The sequence below is a fragment of the Sneathiella chinensis genome, assembly GCF_012720115.1.
GTDB classification, from domain to species: domain Bacteria; phylum Pseudomonadota; class Alphaproteobacteria; order Sneathiellales; family Sneathiellaceae; genus Sneathiella; species Sneathiella chinensis.
The window spans coordinates 351,658-369,031 of record NZ_VNWN01000002.1 but is presented as its reverse complement, the minus strand read 5'-3'; the positions used below and the strand labels follow the sequence as shown (position 1 = coordinate 369,031).

Genomic DNA, 17,374 nt, shown 5'->3' with positions numbered 1-17,374 from the left:
TCCGATAGGAAAAACATCCTTTTCCTATCGGAAAATTAATGCTACGGTCTGCAAAAAAATAAACGGGGAGCCATTCGTGTCGTCTGAACTGTATGATATTGTTGTTATCGGTGCCGGTATTGCGGGCGCATCCATCGCGGCGGAACTGTCTGCCGACGCGAAGGTGTTGCTGCTGGAACGCGAAAGCCAGCCCGGATATCATACCACCGGTCGATCTGCCGCCGTCTTTTCCAGCACCTACGGCCCCCCGGTCATTCGCGCCCTGTCCCGCGCTTCGGAACGGTTTTTCAACGATCCCCGTTCTGAATTTACACCGCATCCGCTGTTAAAACCGCGCGGCCTGCTGTTTGCCGCCCGGGCGGACCAGAGCGCCTCCCTTGAGGCTTTGCACGAGGAACTGGGAGACGCGGTGAGCCGCATTCCCCTGACACAGGCCCGTGAAATCCAGCCCCTGCTGAAAGCCGACTATCTGGCCCACACCCTATTTGACAGCAGTTCCGCCGATATCGACGTGGATGCCCTGCACCAGCATTACCTGAAAACATACCGGGCCGCAGGCGACACCCTCAAGACCGCCACGGAAATCACCGGGCTGGACCAATCCGGTTCCGCGTGGACCGTCACAACACCGCACGGTGAATTCCGCGCTGGCATCGTCGTCAACGCCGCCGGGGCATGGGCGGATGAAATCGCCGCACTGGCGGGTATCGCGCCGGCCGGTCTGGTGCCAAAGCGGCGCACAGCGCTTCTTGTCTCCCCGCCGGATGGGGTTGAGACGGAAAGCCTGCCCATGACCGTGGATGTGGACGAGGAATTTTACCTGAAGCCGGATGCGGGAAAACTTCTGATCTCCCCTGCGGATGAGACCCCTTCTGCCCCGTGTGATGCCCAGCCGGAGGATCTGGATGTGGCCGTCTGCGTGGACAGGATCCAGCAGGCCTTTGACCTGCCGATCCGGCGGATTGACCATAAATGGGCCGGACTTCGCAGTTTCTTTGCCGACAAATGCCCCATCGCCGGATTTGAGCCCGGCAGGGACGGCTTTTTCTGGCTGGCCGGGCAAGGTGGTTATGGCATCCAGTCCGCCCCCGCCCTGTCCCGCACTGCGGCGGCACTGGTCCTTGGAACCCCTCTTCCACAAGACATTCAGGATGAAGGCGTTACCGCCGAAGCCCTGTCCAGAACACGGGCAGACCTGAACCCATGATGCCACTTGTCCCGATCATCGCCCTGCTTCTTCTGGGATCCGGCCTCGCCATTGCCTATGTCATTGGCGGCGGCGCTGTTCTGGCGTTTCTGGCGGCGGACAAGGGCCGCTATCTGGCCATTCTGCCGCAACAGATCTTTTCCAAGATCGATGTCTTTGCGCTGATGGCTATGCCGCTGTTCATTCTGGCCGGTGAATTCATGAACCGGGGCGGTGTGACCAAGGCCCTGATCAATCTGTCCATCGCCCTTGTCGGGCGCCTTCGGGGCGGGCTTGGGCATGTGAATGTCCTGACCAGCGTCTTTTTCGCCGGTATTTCCGGATCGGCCATCGCCGATGCCGCCGCCCTGTCCAATACCCTTGTCCCCGCCATGCGGGAGCGGGGATATTCCCTGTCCTATGCCAGTGTGATTACGGCCGCATCCTCCATCATCGGACCCATTGTCCCGCCCTCGATCATCCTGATCTTCTATGGCGCGATCATGGGCACGTCGGTCACCTCGCTGTTTCTTGCCGGCATCATTCCGGGCCTTATTCTGGCGGCCTCCCTGATCGCCCTGAATGCGTTCTACGCGTGGAAAGAGGACCACCCCAGAATAAGCGCCGAGGAAGCGCCCGCCCTTGCGCCAACCCTGTTGCGATCCTTGCCCGCCCTGTGCCTGCCGATCATCATTATCGGCGGCATTGTGTTCGGGTGGATGACCCCGACAGAGGCCGCCGCCGTGGCCGTCTTTACCGCCCTCGCGGCGGGATGGTTCTATGACGGGTTGAAGCGGGACGCCATTCTGGAAGGCCTTCGCCGGACCGCCATGCTGTCCGGGTCGATCTTCATCATCATCTGTGCCGTTTCCGCCCTTGGGTATCTTGGCGCACTGGAACGTATCCCGGAGGCCATTTCCAGCGCCGTTGATGCGCTCGGGCTTGGGCCTGCCGGATATATGCTGGTTCTTAATGTCATTTTCCTGATTGCCGGCATGGTGCTGGACATCCCGGTGGCGCTGGCCCTGCTGGTGCCGCTGCTGGCCCCGGTGGCACTGGCCCACGGCGCGGACCCGGTGCATCTTGGCATTATCCTGTGTTTCAATTTGTGTATCGGACTGGTGTCCCCCCCGCTTGGCGGATGCCTTCTGGTGGTTTCAACCGTAACAGGTGTGAATTACTGGCGGTTGGCGCGGGCCATTCTGCCGTTTGTATTGGTACAGGTCGGTGTGCTGATCCTGCTGGTACAGGTACCGGAAATCAGCCTGTTTCTACCCCGTGCGTTTGGCTTTATGGGAGGAGGCTAGCGGTTGGTAAAAAACCGTCTGGCAAACAAGGAGAGGATCAATGAACTATAAAAAACATCTATTGAGTGCGGCCATGGCCGCCCTGCTGGCCTTTACAGGGACCGCCGCGGCAGAGGTCAAGATTGCCCTCGACAGTCCGGCCAATCTTGAAGGATCCGGCAGCTATGTGTGGGCCCATACCTTCAGCACCTATCTGAACGAAAACGGCATGGCAGCCGAGGAATACCAGCGCGGTGCCCTTGGCGGCGATGACGAACTGTTCGATCAGGTCAGTCAGGGACTTCTGGAAGTGTCCATGTCACCGCTGAACATTGTGGGGTCGCTGGACAACCTGATTTACGGCCTGCGCCTGCCCTATTTCTTTGACAATCATGATCAGGTGGACCGCACCCTGTATGAAGGCGGCATGCTGGCCCGCATCAACGAGGCCACCACACCGGGCGGCGTCCGGGTTCTGGCCATCAACCACGTTGGACAGGCAACGGGCATCTTCAATACAAAGCGTGCCGTCAATTCGGTCGCGGATATGGCCGGACTTCGCATGCGGGCACTGGATGAAAGCCAGATCGCGCTTTACAAGTCATGGGGTGCCACCGGCACCATCGTAAGCTGGGCGGAAGTTCCCAACGCCTTGCAGACCGGCGTTGCCGACGGGTATATGAACCCGGCCTTTGTGCCGCTGCTGTTCGGGCATACGGACTTCATCAAATATTATACGGACGCGGCGGTCTCCCCCGCCCTTCGGATCACCATCGTTTCCGAAATCTGGTATCAGGGCCTGAGCGACAAGGAACGCCGGACCGTGGATGCCGCTGCTGTTGCCGCCAACGAGGCCAACCGCAACTGGCTGAAAAACCAGCAAGCTGTCCTCAAAAAGCTGGAAGAGGCAGGCGTCAGCATTTCCTATCTTGATCCTGCAGCGCGGGAAGCCTTCCGGGCAGCCTCCGCCCCCACCTATGACAGCGGCCTTCTGAGCAAGGAACAGATTGCCGAATGGGAAAAGGCAAAAGGAAACTGAACCGATGAAGGCTGCGGCGCTTTTCCTTGACCGGATTTCTTTCGCCCTGAACAGGATCGCCCTGTCCGGGGCGGTCCTTGCCGTGCTGGTCATGGTTTTCGCCGCAAGCTGGCAGGTTATAACGCGCTACCTGTTTGATGCCCCGCCGGTCTGGACCGAGGAACTGGCCCGCCGGGCCATGGTCTGGGCGGGCATGCTCGGGGCATCCGCCGCGTTCCGCTATCGCGCCGACCCAACCCTGTTTCCGGGCATGCTGGCGGTGGGGGGCAACCTTGGCAAGCTGCTTGCCGTGCTTCGCGGGACAGGCGTTGCCATTTTTGCCATCCCCGTGATCTGGTATTCCGTATTTGGCCCCAACATGATGATCAATCTGGGCTTTATCGGACGCAGCCTCGGGCGTCAGGCTGACATGATCCCCGTGTCCATGGCGTGGTTTACCTCTGCCGTTCCAATCGCCTTTACCCTGATCATGATCCACATGATTGCCGGGGTGGTGACCAGGCTGGCAAATCTGGAACAAGCCGAAGAACAAAAACAAAAGGATGTAATGGAATGAAAGTGTTCATTGCCGGGCTGAGTACGGAAACGAACTCCTTCTCGCCCCTTCCCACCGGCCTGCAAAGTTTCGAGGACGGCTCAATTCATCACGGGAATGCAACAGCCGACGAAATCCAGTACTGGACCGGCCCGCTTCATATCTGGCGGGAAAAGGCCGAGGCGAAAAACTGGACCGTGGTGGAAAGCCTGTCCGCCCATGCCCAGCCGGGTGGCCTGACCGTCCGCCCTGTCTATGAAGCCTTTCGGGATGAAATCGTCGCCGATCTCAAGGCGGACGGCGGTGCCGACATCATCCTGCTGGCCCTGCATGGCGGCATGATTGCCGATGGATATGACGACTGCGAAGGGGACCTGATCGCCCATTGCCGATCCGTCGCGCCAACTGCCATCATCGGCGGCCTGCTGGACCCCCATTGCCATATCACCGACACCATGCTGGACAAGGCAACCTTGCTGGTTGCGTTCAAGGAATACCCCCATGTGGATATTCCCGAACGGGCCAACGACCTGTTCCGCCTTGCCGTGGATGCCGCCGAAGAGCGCACGAAACCTGTCATGCGGGATTTTGATATCCGCATGATTATCGCCATGCCGACCATGACCTCCCCCATGCGCGACTTTGTCGATGCCCTGCAGGAGCGGGAGAACGAACCCGGTATCCTGTCCCTGTCCATCGGGCATGGCTTCCCGTGGGGGGATCACCCCAGAACCGGGGCCCGGGCCGTCGCCATTACCGACGGCGACGCCGATCTTGCCGCCGCAACGGCGCAGGATATTGGCGAAAAGCTCTACGCCCTCCGTCACGAGCTGCACAAACCCATCGCCGATATTGATCAGGCACTGGACCTTGCCGAAGCCGAAACGGAAGGCCCCGTTGTACTGGCGGACATGTCCGATAATGCAGGCGGCGGCGCCCCAAGCGATGCCACATTCCTGCTGCGCGCCATTCTGGAGCGGGGCCTCAAGAACGTCGCCACCGGAATTTTCTGGGACCCGATCGCGGTCCGGCTGTGCCGTGAAGCCGGCGAGGGCGCGACCCTGCCCCTTCGCCTTGGCGGGAAATGCGGCCCCATGTCCGGGGACCCGCTGGATCTGGTTGTCACGGTCCGCAAATGCGCCACCGGCCTGACCCAGCGTTTCGGCTCCCTCCCCTGCCCGATGGGGGAAACCGTGTGGGTTGAGACCGAGGGCGTCGATATCATCATTAACGACAACCGCACCCAGACCTTCCACCCGGAAGCCTTCGAAAAACTGGGGATCAACCTGTCAGAACGCAAGATTGTCTGCGTCAAATCCTCGAACCACTATCAGGCCGGCTTTACCCCGATCGCCCACAAGGTCATCCCCGTGGCAACCCCGGGGGCCATCACGCCCGATTATGCCAATATTCCCTACACCAAGCGGTCCCCGAACTACTGGCCCCGGATTGAGGACCCGTTTGCATGACAAATTCACTGATCACCGATCGCAATCGGTTTGCCGCTGCCGCGCCAGAGGAAAGGCTCCTCCTGAACGGTCGCGACTGGGGGATCCGGGATACTGGTACCCCGGATCGGCCCGCCCTGCTCCTGATTCCGGGAACACTGGGGCGCGGGGACATTTTCTGGCAACAGATTGAGGCCCTGTCCGGCCATCTGCGCATTCTCGCGATCAGCTACCCGGACACAGGCGGCATCCGGGAATGGACCGAGGATCTGGTCAGCCTGCTTGATCAGAAAGGGCTGACATCAGTTCATGTTCTCGGCTCCTCCCTCGGGGGGTATCTGGCCCAGTATTTTGCCGGCACCCACCCGGAAAAGGTGGGCACCCTGTTCGCGGCCAACACGCTCCATACGGTGAACGGGTTGGACGCAAACCCGCCCTACTCCCTCGATCTGGAAACGGCCCCCATTGATCACCTCAGGGCCGGATTTGGCCGGGGGCTGACCGCATGGGCCGACAGTCATCCCGACCAGAAGGACCTCGTCGAACTTCTGCTGGAGGAAGCAGGCGGACGCATTCTGGAACCGGAACTCCGGGCCCGCCTTGCCGCCCTCAAGCACGGGCCGGAACTCCCCACCTTTACGGGCCGGGTGGTGACAATCGATTCTGCGGATGACCCCCTGATCCCGCAAGCAATGCGAGAGGCGGTGCGGGATCGCCTCCGCCCGCAAACCGCCTATCATTTCCTGTGGGGAGGGCATTTCCCCTATTGCGTTCGCCCGGCGCTTTACACGGCCATTCTGGCCCGCGAACTGAACCTTGACATACCCGGACCGGATTGGGGACCGGGAACCATGGTGGAACAATGAGAATTCTAAGTACCGAAAATGTGGCCAGCCTGCTTCCCATGACGGAGGCCATCGACGTGGTCGAGAAAACCATGATCGCCGTAGCGCGGGGCACGGAAACCCTGCCCCTTCGCACGGCCATTCCCGTTGGCGGCGGCAACATGATGGGCGTCATGCCCGGTGCCATTTCCGATCCGGCCTGCTTCGGCGTCAAGCTGGTCAGCCTGTTTCCCGGAAACCCGGACAAGGGGCTGTCGTCCCATCGCGGGGCCATTGTCCTGTTCGAAGCGGAAACCGGCGGCGCCATCGCCATGATGGATGCGGGTCTTCTGACAGCGGTTCGAACCGCCGCTGCAAGCGGGGCTGCCACCCGCGCCCTTGCCCGCAAGGATGCCACCACCCTGACACTGGTTGGCTACGGGGAACAGGCAGAGCATCATCTGGATGCCATCTGTGCGGTTCGCCCCATTTCCCGGGTGCAGGTTGTCGGTCGGTCCACAGAAAAAGCCGCCGCCTTTGCCGACCGGGCCAAAACCCGATACCCGGATCTTGAGATCACAGCCGGGACAGACATTCAGTCCGCCGTCCAGAGCGCCCATATTGTCTGTACGGTCACCGCCTCGCCGACCCCGCTTCTGAACGGGGACTGGGTGCGCCCCGGAACCCACCTGAATGTGGTCGGCTCCTCCATCCCGAGCATGCGGGAAGTGGATGACGCAACCGTCCTCAAATCCTCCATCTGGGTGGATTATCGCCCGTCATGGGAGGCACAAGCCGGTGAAATCGTGGATATGGTCGCCGCCGGCACCCTCACAACCGATTACCTGCAGGGCGAAATCGGGGCTGTTTATTCCGGCGACCTGCCGGGCCGCACCGATGCGGATCAAATCACCTTTTACCGCTCTCTCGGCGTCGCGGCACAAGACCTCGCCGCCGCCCATCATGTCCTGAACAAGGCCATCCAAAACAATATCGGGCAGGACGTCAGCTTCTGACATCCTGCTCCCTTGAAACGGCCTGCCCCTCTCTCCCCCTGCAGGCCGTTTCACCCCTTTCTTCACAACCATTCCCTTTACCATGGCCGTACTTGAAACAGTGCCCTGTGCAACACAGCGGGGGCAGATTCTGGAAACTTGATAAATACCGCAAAGACATGTAGGAGTACCCTATCAGCACTGTGTATTGCCAAATCCGGTTAGTACTGCGAACCCTGTATATGGAAGCAACTATTTCCTTCAAAAGCAGGCAAATTCCGGGGATTGATTTAAAGGGTCCTGAGCATGAATGATACAATCTGGATTTATTGGGAAAACCTGCCAGGGCGAACAGAACCTCCCCATATCACCCTTTGTCGTCAGGTTCTCAGATACCAGTGCCGTGACCTTAGGATCCAATTGGTTACGCCAGAAAACCTGTCCGAATTTTTACCAGACTTACCTCCAGAAATTCACAATATCACCGTTCAGGACAACCCGGATGAGCCCTGTCTTGCGACCAAGACAGACTTCATTCGAGCCTTCCTTCTGGAGAAATTTGGGGGTCTATACATCGATTCAGACGCCATTGTACTGCAATCCCTAAAAGGACTGTTCGAAATGATCCGGAAAGATCATTTTATCAGTATGCGGAAAGTTTCTGCACCAACACGGCATATTTCAATTGGCCTGTATGGTTCGATAGCAAATGGCGAGGTTATCACCTCCTATGCCAACGCCCTTAGGGACCATATCGCCCAACGCACTGCATTCAAATGGGGAGAGGTTGGAGCGTTCACGCTCACTCCGATCATCGATAGTGGCCTCCCCAACCGGGTTCTGCCGGAACGTGACATACAACCCATACCTTTCAATGCGCCAAGAATTCTTGCCAGCAAAATTCATGAACCAGAGGATTTTCTGGATGAGAAAACCCTGACCTTGATGTTATTTCACTCGGTTTTTGATACAACCTTGAAAGGGTGGAGTATCGACAAACTCTATAACAGCGATGCCCTTATCTCGAAAGTATTTCGGGCGACCTTGCCACAGCGGGAATTCCTGAAAGCGGAATATGAAACCACTGTCTGACCAATGCTGACTTCACTTCGCACAATGATACCTGGCTACAAACCTGTCGAAACGGCCTATTTACATATTGGGACCGAGAAAACAGGCACGACAACACTACAGCATTATCTAGAGCAAGAGCGGAATGACCTGAAAAACCAAAAAATTCTGTATCCCGTTTCCGGGTGCAAGAAGAACCATTGGGGCCTTCTCGTCTATGCCATGGCAGCCGAACGGGAGGACAGGATCAAGTTTGCACGTAAACTGACCGACCCGAATAAAGTAGCTGCCCTTCAGGAAACCTTCAAACAAGGCATTCTTGACGAAGCCCATGCTCACAAGGGTATGGATATTGTTCTCTCTCTTGAGCAATTGTCTTCAAGACTGAACGACCAGACCGAACTTGAGAAAATCGCACATCTTTTTCAATCCATCGCAAAGACGACAAAGATCATTGTCTATCTCAGACCCCAAACTGAGTATCTGACAAGCTGGTATTCTACGCAGGTGAAAACAGGGCAAAGAACAAAGCCATTTTCTTTCCCAACCCCTGCGGACGACGATTTTGACCGATATGACTATCAGAAGCTTCTGGATCGATGGGGACGCGTCTTTGGCAAAGAAAACCTCATTGTGCGTGTTTTCCAAAAATCCCGACTGCTCAACAACAATATCGTGGATGACTTCCTACATACCTTGGGCCGGATACCGAAAGCAGCTTCCCTCAAGAACGCTTCACTCAATCAAAGTCTGGATCCGGAAACTGTAGAGGTTCTGAGGAAACTGAACCCCCATCTTGGTCCATTGGTTAGCCCCCAAGGGATCAACCCCCATCGGCGCGGTGTCGTGACGTTTATGGAATCTATCTCTGACGGTCGACCCCTGACAATCAGTCAGGAAAACCATTCCGAATTCATGAGCCAATTCAGCAAGTCGAATGCTGAAATCGCCCGGCAGTATCTCAATATTTCTGATGGTCGATTGTTCGACGAAAAGCCCTACGGACCCAGTAACTTTTTTGACTCCCCCCCTCAGAAGAAACGGTCTACCGAATTTTTTCCGGTCTCCTGAAGCATCAGTACAATTTGCTGGACAGATCTAGGTAGCAGCAACTGAAACCCTGTTAGGATGATGGCAGCGTGAAAAGAAGAACAACCTTCAATCGCCTGACACCACTGCCGGGTATTGTGCGGGATTATCGGCAGATTCGGGAAAAACGGGCTAGCCCGAAAGAGCGGGCGTTCGGGGCCGAGAAAAAACACCGCTCTCGCATGAATTTTACAAAAAAATTATAAATAATATAAATCAGCAACTTACTGAAAAAATGTGCGATTTTCACATTTTTCGACAAATGTCAATACCACCGGTCAATGCACTTAGCCCTTTGATATTCATACAATTTTAAGAAATTTCAGCGATATCCAGCGCCCCTCTCGCTTTAGAGATCGCTAATTTCGAAGTACCTTTTTTGTTTTCTGTTCAACCGGGAGAACCTGTATGTTGACGTTGAAACGCTCCAAAGACCGGAAAAAATCAGATATTTTCTCCTCCATCAACCGGTCTCGCGCCATTATTGAATTCTCCCTCGATGGCGAGGTCGTCTTTGCAAACCAGAATTTTCTGGACATGCTGGGATATACGACCGAGGACATTACCGGAAAACATCACCGCGAATTTGCCGGGCCGGCGCTTTCAAACAGCACCGATTACGACGCCTTTTGGGAACGCCTGCAGCAGGGTCTTTGTCACGAACGGGAGTTCAAGCATAAGGATGCCGCCGGGGCGGACATCTGGCTCAAGGCATCCGCAACCCCGCTGCTGGACAAAAAAGGGCGCCTGTATGGCTTTGTCGAACTGGTGACCGACATCACCGACCTGAAACGTCAGGCCGCCTTCTACAAAAGCCGGGTGGAGGCAATCGGCCGCTCGCAAGCCGTGATCGAGTTTGATCTTGAGGGTACGATCCTTGAGGCCAACGACGCCTTCCTGTCAACCATGGGCTATACCCGCGAGGAAATCGTCGGCAGACATCACAGCCTGTTTGTCAAGCCAGCAGAGGCCAGCAGCAGCGAATACGCGCAATTCTGGGCCAGTCTGAAAGCGGGTAATTTCGAGTGTCAGGAATACAGGCGCGTTGCCAGGGACGGCCGGGAAGTCTGGATTCAGGCTTCCTACAACCCCATTCTTGATCCGGACGGAAAACCGATCCGCATTGTCAAATACGCCACGGACATTACTGAAAGAAAACTCAAGAACGCCTATTACAAGGGACAGATCAAGGCCATCAACAGCTCGCAAGCCGTGATCGAATTTGACCTGTCCGGCACCATTCTGTCGGCAAACCGGAATTTCCTGTCTGCGATGGGATATGAGTCTCTGGACGAAATCAAGGGCCAGCACCACAGCCTTTTCGTGACACCCGACCATGCGGACAGTCAGGAATATGCCGAATTCTGGGAAAAACTGGGACGCGGCGAGTTTCAGGCGGCCGAGTATAAACGGATTGGCAAGGATGGGCGCGAAGTCTGGATCCAAGCCTCCTATAACCCCATTCTGGATACCCGAGGAAAACCGTTCCGGATTGTCAAACACGCAGTCGATGTAACCAAGCGCCGGCTTCGCGAAGCCGACTACCGGGGTCAACTGGAAGCCATCGGAAAATCACAGGCGGTGATCGAGTTTGACCTGAACGGCACCGTCCTGACCGCCAACGAAAACTTCCTGTCCGTCATGGGATATCATCTGGACGAGGTTCAGGGGAAACACCACAAGATGTTTGTCTCGCGCGAAACCGCCGCCAGCGAGCAATACAGCGATTTCTGGCAACGCCTTAGAAACGGGGAATATGAATCCCGTGTCTACAAACGGATTGGCAAGGGCGGACGCGAAGTCTGGATACAAGCCTCCTACAACCCGATTCTGGATATGGAGGGACGGCCCTTCAAGGTGGTCAAATACGCCATCGAAGTCACCGATCTGATGAATACGGTGGACCTGACGCAGGTGACAACCGGCAAAATGGATTGCGTCACCGATGCCATTGAGGAGATGGTCACCTCCATCCATCATATCGGTCAGAATATGGAACGCTCGAAACAGGCCGCAGACAACATTTCCACCAAGATCAGCACCTCACAGGAAACCAATCACCGCCTGATTGAAACCATGGGGTCCATGGAAGGCATTGTTGAACTGATCCATGACATTGCGGGTCACGTCAATCTTCTGGCGCTGAACGCCACCATCGAGGCCGCCCGCGCCGGGGAAGCCGGCAAAGGCTTTGCCGTGGTGGCCAGCGAGGTGAAGAATCTGGCCAACCAGACCGCCAATGCAACGGACGAGATTGCGCAGAAAATCAGCGCCGTACAGGAACTGTCAAAAGAGGTATCGGCCAACACGGCAGATATCATGGAGGCGGCGAAATCCGTGGATGACTATGTCAGCAACGCAGTGGAAACCACCAATACCCAAAGCGAAATGACATCGCAGATTTTCAGCAATACAAAGGAAGCCTCTCGCGCCGTGCAGGAAATCAGTGCCCGGATCAGGAAACTGTCCGAAACCGCATAGCCTTCCGCCGGGAAAAGACCGCCCCAAGGACCAGCGCCGACACAACAAAGAGATCGACCTGCCGGCAACAACAGGCTAGATATGCCGGATGAACATGGATACTCAGCTGGAAATTCTCCTTGTGGCGGCCCCCGGTCTGGAGGCCCCCCTTCGCGCCGAGGCGATGGAGAAAGGCTTCAAGGCCCCAAAAATTGTCAAAGGCGGCGTCACCATCAAGGGCGACTGGCAGCAGGTCTGGAGAGCCAATCTGGAACTCTGTGGGGCCAGCCGCGTCCTTGCCCGGATCGGATCCTTCCGGGTGACCCATCTGGCCCAACTGGACAAGCGGGCCCGCCAGTTTCCGTGGGCCGAATTCCTGCGTCCCGGCATTCCGGTCCGGGTGGAAGTCGCCTGCGTCAAATCCAAGATCTATCACCAGAAAGCCGCCGCCCAACGCCTTGAACAGGCGCTTGAGCAGGAACTGGGCCTCACCATCTCGGCCGAGGCGACGCTGTGTATCAAGGCCCGCCTCTACCGGGATGTCTGCACCATCAGCATCGACACCTCGGGGGAGGGGCTGCACAAGCGCGGCCACAAGGAAGCAGTCAACAAGGCCCCCATGCGGGAAACCCTTGCCGCACTTTTGCTGCGCGAATGCGGCTATCGCGGCAAGGAGCCGGTTGTCGATCCCATGTGCGGGTCCGGCACCTTTGTCCTTGAAGCGGCAGAAATCGCGGCCCGCCTCAATCCGGGCCGGTCCCGATCCTTTGCGTTCGAGCAACTGACCACCTTTGATCGGCAGGCATGGGACAACCTGAAAAGTCGGGCAAACCCCCATATCCCGGAAAGCCGCTTTTACGGATTTGACCGCGATGGAGGGGCCATCTCCTTCGCAAAGGCCAACGCCAAGCGCGCCGGGGTGGAAGACCTTGTCCAGTTCCAGCAGCAAGCCGTCAGTGCCCTGACACCGCCAGACGGCCCCGCCGGACTGGTCATTGTCAATCCGCCCTATGGGGTCCGGATCGGCGAAACCAAAAAGTTGCTGCCCCTTTACCAGTCGCTCGGCAAAACCCTGAAGGACGGGTTTTCAGGCTGGCGGGTCGGGCTTGTCACCAACAATGACAGCCTTGCCAAGGCAACAGGCCTGCCGTTTGATGCGGAAAGCACGAAATTTTCCCACGGCGGTATTCCGGTCCGGCTCTATACCTGTCCGGCCTTGCCCTGATCCGGCAAGTCCCACAAGGGAAACAGAGCCGGACAACATGGATCAGCGCGGCAACGTGCCTATCGGCTCACCTCTTGCAACAAATCCGGCCAGTTTTCCGCCCAGCAACAGGCATGATCAAAAGCCGCCTTTTGGATCAGGCGCACATCACTGCCTGCCGGAAACCGCCGCAAATAGGCTGGTGCCACCTTCTTGCCGATCACCCGGTCCTGCCCGCCAACGAAATGAACCTGCGGCAGACGGGCAAGGGACTGCCACGCATCCGCCGGATTGAGGGAGCCTGACAGAGGCGACAGCCGCAAATCCCGTGTCCATGTCGCATGATCCAGATTGCCGGCAACCGTGACCAGACGCGCCACATCCGTCCGCCGGGCTGCCACCAGCGCCGCAACCGCCGCCCCGCCCGAATATCCGACCAGTTCAAACTGCTGCACCTTGAAATGGGCCTTCAGCCGGTCAAGCGCCGTATGGGTGGCGGACACCACCTCGGGCGCGAAACGGTGGCTGGTCCAGTATTTCCGGCCGCAGTCACGGCTTCCGCCGGTTCGCACATACTGGCACGGTCGGCCCAGATAAACGGCCGGGCGGGCATCCTGTACGGCCAATTTCAGCCCCATGGGGGTGATCGGGGTCGGATCAAGGGACGGCGAGGACGACGTCACCCAGGCAAACCCGTCCCCTTCCACATAAACAGCCAGTGTCTGTGCCGATGTCAGGCCTGCCGGATAGGAAACCAGCAAGGAAAAATCACCGCCTGACACCGCCTGAACGCGCCAATCGGCGGCCTTGGCCATGGCGCGCATGGCGGCGGACCTGTCCTCCGGCGAGGGCACCCCGGCGCAGGCCGCAAGGACCCACCCGACCAGCAAAAATATCCCTAATTGACGGATCACAATTCCCCCTTCAAGACACGGCACCCAAATCAACCAGCCCCCGTTGTAGCGGATTTTCCGGCCAACCAGAAGCGGCCCGGCCAATCCGCCATAAAAAAAAGCCGCAGCCCCTCCCCCATATGGGAGAGGAAAGCTGCGGCTCTTCTCAAAAGAGCTGTCCGCTGCCAATTACTCGGCGGCGGGGGGCTCCGCCGTTACAGGCTGAGAGGCGTCCGGGACTTTCTTTCGGGAAAACAGGCTGACGATCACCACAAAGAACAGCGGCACAAAGAAGATCGCCAGAACCGTGGCGGCAATCATACCGCCCATCACCCCGGTGCCCACGGCCACACGGGCACCGGCACCGGCCCCTGTACTGATGGCCAGCGGCAACACCCCAAGTGAAAACGCCATGGACGTCATGATGATCGGGCGCAGCCGCTGACGCGCCGCCTCAACGGTGGCTGCCAGCAGGTTTTCCCCCTGATCGTAAAGGTCGCGGGCGAACTCGACAATCAGGATGGCGTTCTTGGCCGACAACCCGATCGTGGTCAGGATCGCCACCTGGAAATACACGTCATCGGGCAACCCGCGCAGCAAGGCCGCAATCACCGCCCCCAGTACCCCAAGGGGCACCACCATCATGACGGAGAACGGGATTGACCAGCTTTCATAGAGCGCGGCCAGACACAGGAACACCACCACAATGGACAGGGCATAGAGGGCAGGTGCCTGCTCACCGGCGGCCCGCTCCTCATAGGACAGGCCGGTCCATTCGACGCCGACACCCGGCGGCAACTGGCTGACCAGTTGCTCCATGGTGGCCATGGCCTCACCGGAACTGACGCCCGGTGCCGCCGCACCCTGAATGTTCAGGGACGACAGGCCATTGAACCGCTCCAGACGGGGGGAGCCAAAGCTCCAACTTGTCGAGGCAAAAGCGGAAATGGGAACCATTTCACCCATCGTGTTGCGCACATACCAGTATTCCAGATCCTCCGGCATCATACGGAACGGGGCGTCCGCCTGAACATAGACCTTCTTGACCCGGCCTTTTTCCATGAAGTCGTTCACATAGGAAGACCCCCACGCGGTCGCCAGTGTCTGGTTGATCTCGGCGATATTGACGCCAAGGGCACCGGCTTTCTCATGATCGATATTGATATCGAACTGCGGGGTGTCATTCATGCCGTTGGGGCGCACGCCGACCACGTTCGGGTTCTGGGCGGCCATGCCCAGCAACTGGTTCCGGGCCGCCATCAGGGCATTGTGACCAATACCGCCGCGATCCACGAGCTGCATGTCAAACCCGTTGGCCGTACCAAGCTCGATAATGGCGGGCGGGGCAAAGGCAAAGGCCATGGCCTCGCGAATGCCAGCGAACGCCGCATAGGCCCGGCCGACAACCGCGCCAACCGATTGCGACGGTTCCTTGCGTTCGGACCAATCCTTCATGTTGATAAAGGCGATACCCGCATTCTGGCCACTGCCCGCGAAACTGAAGCCGGCAACGGTGAACATGCCTTCGACCGTATCCTTTTCATTTTCAAGGAAATGGTTTTCCAGCTTTTTCAGGACATCAACCGTCCGCTCCTGCGAAGCCCCTGCGGGCAACTGCACCATGGAGAACATGATCCCCTGATCCTCTTCCGGCAGGAACGAGGCGGGCAACCGCGCGAACAGGAAGACCAGCCCGCCGATCAGCACAACATAAAGGGCCAGATAGCGCCATTTGCGACCGACAATATGACCCACGCTGCCCTGATAGAACCGGTTCAGCCAATCGAAGCCCCGGTTGAACCAGCCAAAGAAGCCGCGCTTGGAATGGGGGTCCCCATGGGCGGGTTTCAACATGGTGGCACACAAGGCCGGTGTCAGGACCACCGCCACGACCACGGACAGCACCATGGCCGACACAATGGTGATGGAAAACTGGCGATAGATCGCCCCCGTCGAGCCGGAGAAAAAGGCCATCGGTATAAACACCGCCGACAGGACCAGCGCGATCCCCACCAGTGCCCCGGTGATCTGGCCCATGGATTTTCGGGTTGCCTCGCGGGGGGACAGGCCATCCTCGGCCATGACCCGCTCCACATTTTCAACCACCACAATGGCGTCATCCACCAACAGGCCGATCGCCAGCACCATGGCGAACATGGTCAGGGTATTGATCGAGTATCCAAAGACCGCCAGAACCCCGAAGGTTCCCAGAAGAACAACCGGAACCGCAATGGTCGGGATCAGGGTGGCCCGGAAATTCTGCAGGAAGACCAGCATCACAAGGAATACAAGGAGCACTGCCTCGAACAGGGTTTTGACAACCTCCTTGATGGAAATCTTGACGAACGGTGTTGTGTCATAGGGATAGACAACCTCAACCCCGGCCGGGAAGAAGGCCTGCAATTCGTCAAGGCGCGCCTCGACAGCGGCGGCCGTATCAAGGGCGTTGGCCCCGGTTGCCAGATTGACGGCAACCCCCACCGCATCCTGCCCGTTATAGCGGGCAACGGTGGAATAGTTTTCCTTGCCGATTTCAACACGGGCCACATCGCCAAGGCGGATCTGCGACCCGTCGGTGTTGATGCGCAGCAGGATGTTCGAGAACTGCTCGGTGGTTTGCAGGCGGCTTTGGGCCGTAATGGTGGCGTTGATCTGCTGCCCCGGCAGGGACGGTGCGCCGCCAATCTGTCCGGCTGTTACCTCGGTATTCTGGGCGCGGATGGCACTGCTGACGTCATTGACGGTCAGGCCATAGCTGATCATCTTGTTGGGATCCAGCCAGATCCGCATGGCGTGCTGGGCGCCAAACACGGTCACGGTGCCAACCCCGTTCACACGGGCCAGCGGGTCCTTTACCGTATTGACGACAAAATCCGCCAGGTCTTCCGGGTTCATGGCCTGGTCCTTGGACACAAAGCCGACAACCATCAGGAAGGTTCCCGTTGATTTGGAGACCGTAATCCCCTGCTGCTGGACCTCGGTTGGCAGAGAGGACATGGCCGCCTGCAACTTGTTCTGGACCTGCACCTGGGCAATATCCGGGTCCGCCTCGGGGTTGAAGGTCAGGGTAATGGTCACGGAACCGGTGGAATCACTCACCGCAGAGATATAGCGGAGATTATCCAGCCCGTTCATTTCCTGCTCGATCAACTGGGTAACCGTATTCTCGACCGTTTGGGCCGATGCCCCCGGATACATTGCCTGGATTTCCACCTTGGGCGGCGCGATGGAGGGGTATTGCTCCACCGGCAACTGCAGGATGGACAAGGCACCGGCGAGCATGATCACCAATGCAATCACCCAGGCAAATACCGGGCGATCAATGAAAAACTTTGCCATGAACC

At 58.0% G+C, this 17,374-nt stretch carries 13 protein-coding genes; 11 read left to right on the top strand and 2 right to left on the bottom strand.

The window, feature by feature from the left end; genetic code table 11:
* The first annotated feature begins 76 nt into the window (after positions 1–76).
* The 11 genes from FQB27_RS01735 (at position 77) to FQB27_RS01685 (ending at position 13,158) form a co-directional block, all read left to right on the top strand.
* Positions 77–1,207, top strand: coding sequence for an NAD(P)/FAD-dependent oxidoreductase (locus FQB27_RS01735; protein ID WP_169559147.1), 1,131 nt, complete (start codon positions 77–79; stop codon positions 1,205–1,207).
* Entirely contained in the window at positions 1,207–2,493 is a 1,287-nt protein-coding gene (locus FQB27_RS01730) for a TRAP transporter large permease (protein ID WP_420877412.1), read from the top strand. The genes FQB27_RS01735 and FQB27_RS01730 overlap by 1 nt, the downstream gene beginning before the upstream one ends.
* Positions 2,494–2,533: 40 nt before the next feature.
* On the top strand, positions 2,534–3,511 hold the full coding sequence (locus tag FQB27_RS01725) for a TRAP transporter substrate-binding protein (RefSeq protein WP_169559145.1): 978 nt from the start codon (positions 2,534–2,536) through the stop codon (positions 3,509–3,511).
* A gap of 4 nt (positions 3,512–3,515) precedes the next feature.
* The gene (locus FQB27_RS01720; protein WP_169559144.1) at positions 3,516–4,067 is read left to right on the top strand and encodes a TRAP transporter small permease; all 552 of its coding nucleotides are present in this window, start codon (positions 3,516–3,518) and stop codon (positions 4,065–4,067) included.
* Positions 4,064–5,515: a M81 family metallopeptidase gene (locus FQB27_RS01715; protein ID WP_169559143.1), complete on the top strand. Its 1,452-nt coding sequence runs from the start codon at positions 4,064–4,066 to the stop codon at positions 5,513–5,515. The genes FQB27_RS01720 and FQB27_RS01715 overlap by 4 nt, the downstream gene beginning before the upstream one ends.
* The gene (locus FQB27_RS01710) at positions 5,512–6,360 is read left to right on the top strand and encodes an alpha/beta fold hydrolase (protein WP_169559142.1); all 849 of its coding nucleotides are present in this window, start codon (positions 5,512–5,514) and stop codon (positions 6,358–6,360) included. The genes FQB27_RS01715 and FQB27_RS01710 overlap by 4 nt, the downstream gene beginning before the upstream one ends.
* The gene (locus tag FQB27_RS01705; RefSeq protein ID WP_169559141.1) at positions 6,357–7,334 is read left to right on the top strand and encodes an ornithine cyclodeaminase family protein; all 978 of its coding nucleotides are present in this window, start codon (positions 6,357–6,359) and stop codon (positions 7,332–7,334) included. Before FQB27_RS01710 ends, FQB27_RS01705 begins: the two co-directional genes overlap by 4 nt.
* A gap of 285 nt (positions 7,335–7,619) precedes the next feature.
* On the top strand, positions 7,620–8,405 hold the full coding sequence (locus FQB27_RS01700) for a capsular polysaccharide synthesis protein (RefSeq protein ID WP_169559140.1): 786 nt from the start codon (positions 7,620–7,622) through the stop codon (positions 8,403–8,405).
* Positions 8,406–8,408: 3 nt separating this feature from the next.
* Positions 8,409–9,455, top strand: coding sequence for a hypothetical protein (locus FQB27_RS01695; protein WP_169559139.1), 1,047 nt, complete (start codon positions 8,409–8,411; stop codon positions 9,453–9,455).
* Between the two features lie 426 nt (positions 9,456–9,881).
* On the top strand, positions 9,882–11,954 hold the full coding sequence (locus FQB27_RS01690; protein ID WP_169559138.1) for a methyl-accepting chemotaxis protein: 2,073 nt from the start codon (positions 9,882–9,884) through the stop codon (positions 11,952–11,954).
* A gap of 88 nt (positions 11,955–12,042) precedes the next feature.
* Positions 12,043–13,158 carry a THUMP domain-containing class I SAM-dependent RNA methyltransferase gene (locus FQB27_RS01685; protein ID WP_169559137.1) on the top strand — a complete coding sequence of 372 codons (1,116 nt, stop codon included), beginning with the start codon at positions 12,043–12,045 and terminating at the stop codon, positions 13,156–13,158.
* 59 nt (positions 13,159–13,217) lie between these two features.
* Here FQB27_RS01685 and FQB27_RS01680 read toward each other — a convergent pair whose 3' ends face one another.
* Both FQB27_RS01680 and FQB27_RS01675 read right to left on the bottom strand, forming a co-directional pair.
* Positions 13,218–14,051 (bottom strand): hypothetical protein, encoded by an 834-nt coding sequence (locus FQB27_RS01680; protein WP_206374174.1) that lies wholly within the window; start codon positions 14,049–14,051, stop codon positions 13,218–13,220.
* A gap of 168 nt (positions 14,052–14,219) precedes the next feature.
* Entirely contained in the window at positions 14,220–17,369 is a 3,150-nt protein-coding gene (locus FQB27_RS01675) for an efflux RND transporter permease subunit (protein WP_169559135.1), read from the bottom strand.
* Between the last annotated feature and the right edge of the window lie 5 nt (positions 17,370–17,374).

Excerpts from the sequence above, each read along its gene's own strand:
- FQB27_RS01690 (WP_169559138.1), top strand. The coding sequence starts at position 9,882 with ATGTTGACGTTGAAACGCTCCAAAGACCGGAAAAAATCAGATATTTTC.
- FQB27_RS01685 (WP_169559137.1), top strand. The coding sequence starts at position 12,043 with ATGAACATGGATACTCAGCTGGAAATTCTCCTTGTGGCGGCCCCCGGT.
- FQB27_RS01675 (WP_169559135.1), bottom strand. The coding sequence starts at position 17,369 with ATGGCAAAGTTTTTCATTGATCGCCCGGTATTTGCCTGGGTGATTGCA.
- FQB27_RS01700 (WP_169559140.1), top strand. The coding sequence starts at position 7,620 with ATGAATGATACAATCTGGATTTATTGGGAAAACCTGCCAGGGCGAACA.
- FQB27_RS01725 (WP_169559145.1), top strand. The coding sequence starts at position 2,534 with ATGAACTATAAAAAACATCTATTGAGTGCGGCCATGGCCGCCCTGCTG.
- FQB27_RS01695 (WP_169559139.1), top strand. The coding sequence starts at position 8,409 with ATGCTGACTTCACTTCGCACAATGATACCTGGCTACAAACCTGTCGAA.
- FQB27_RS01715 (WP_169559143.1), top strand. The coding sequence starts at position 4,064 with ATGAAAGTGTTCATTGCCGGGCTGAGTACGGAAACGAACTCCTTCTCG.
- FQB27_RS01720 (WP_169559144.1), top strand. The coding sequence starts at position 3,516 with ATGAAGGCTGCGGCGCTTTTCCTTGACCGGATTTCTTTCGCCCTGAAC.
- FQB27_RS01705 (WP_169559141.1), top strand. The coding sequence starts at position 6,357 with ATGAGAATTCTAAGTACCGAAAATGTGGCCAGCCTGCTTCCCATGACG.
- FQB27_RS01710 (WP_169559142.1), top strand. The coding sequence starts at position 5,512 with ATGACAAATTCACTGATCACCGATCGCAATCGGTTTGCCGCTGCCGCG.
- FQB27_RS01730 (WP_420877412.1), top strand. The coding sequence starts at position 1,207 with ATGCCACTTGTCCCGATCATCGCCCTGCTTCTTCTGGGATCCGGCCTC.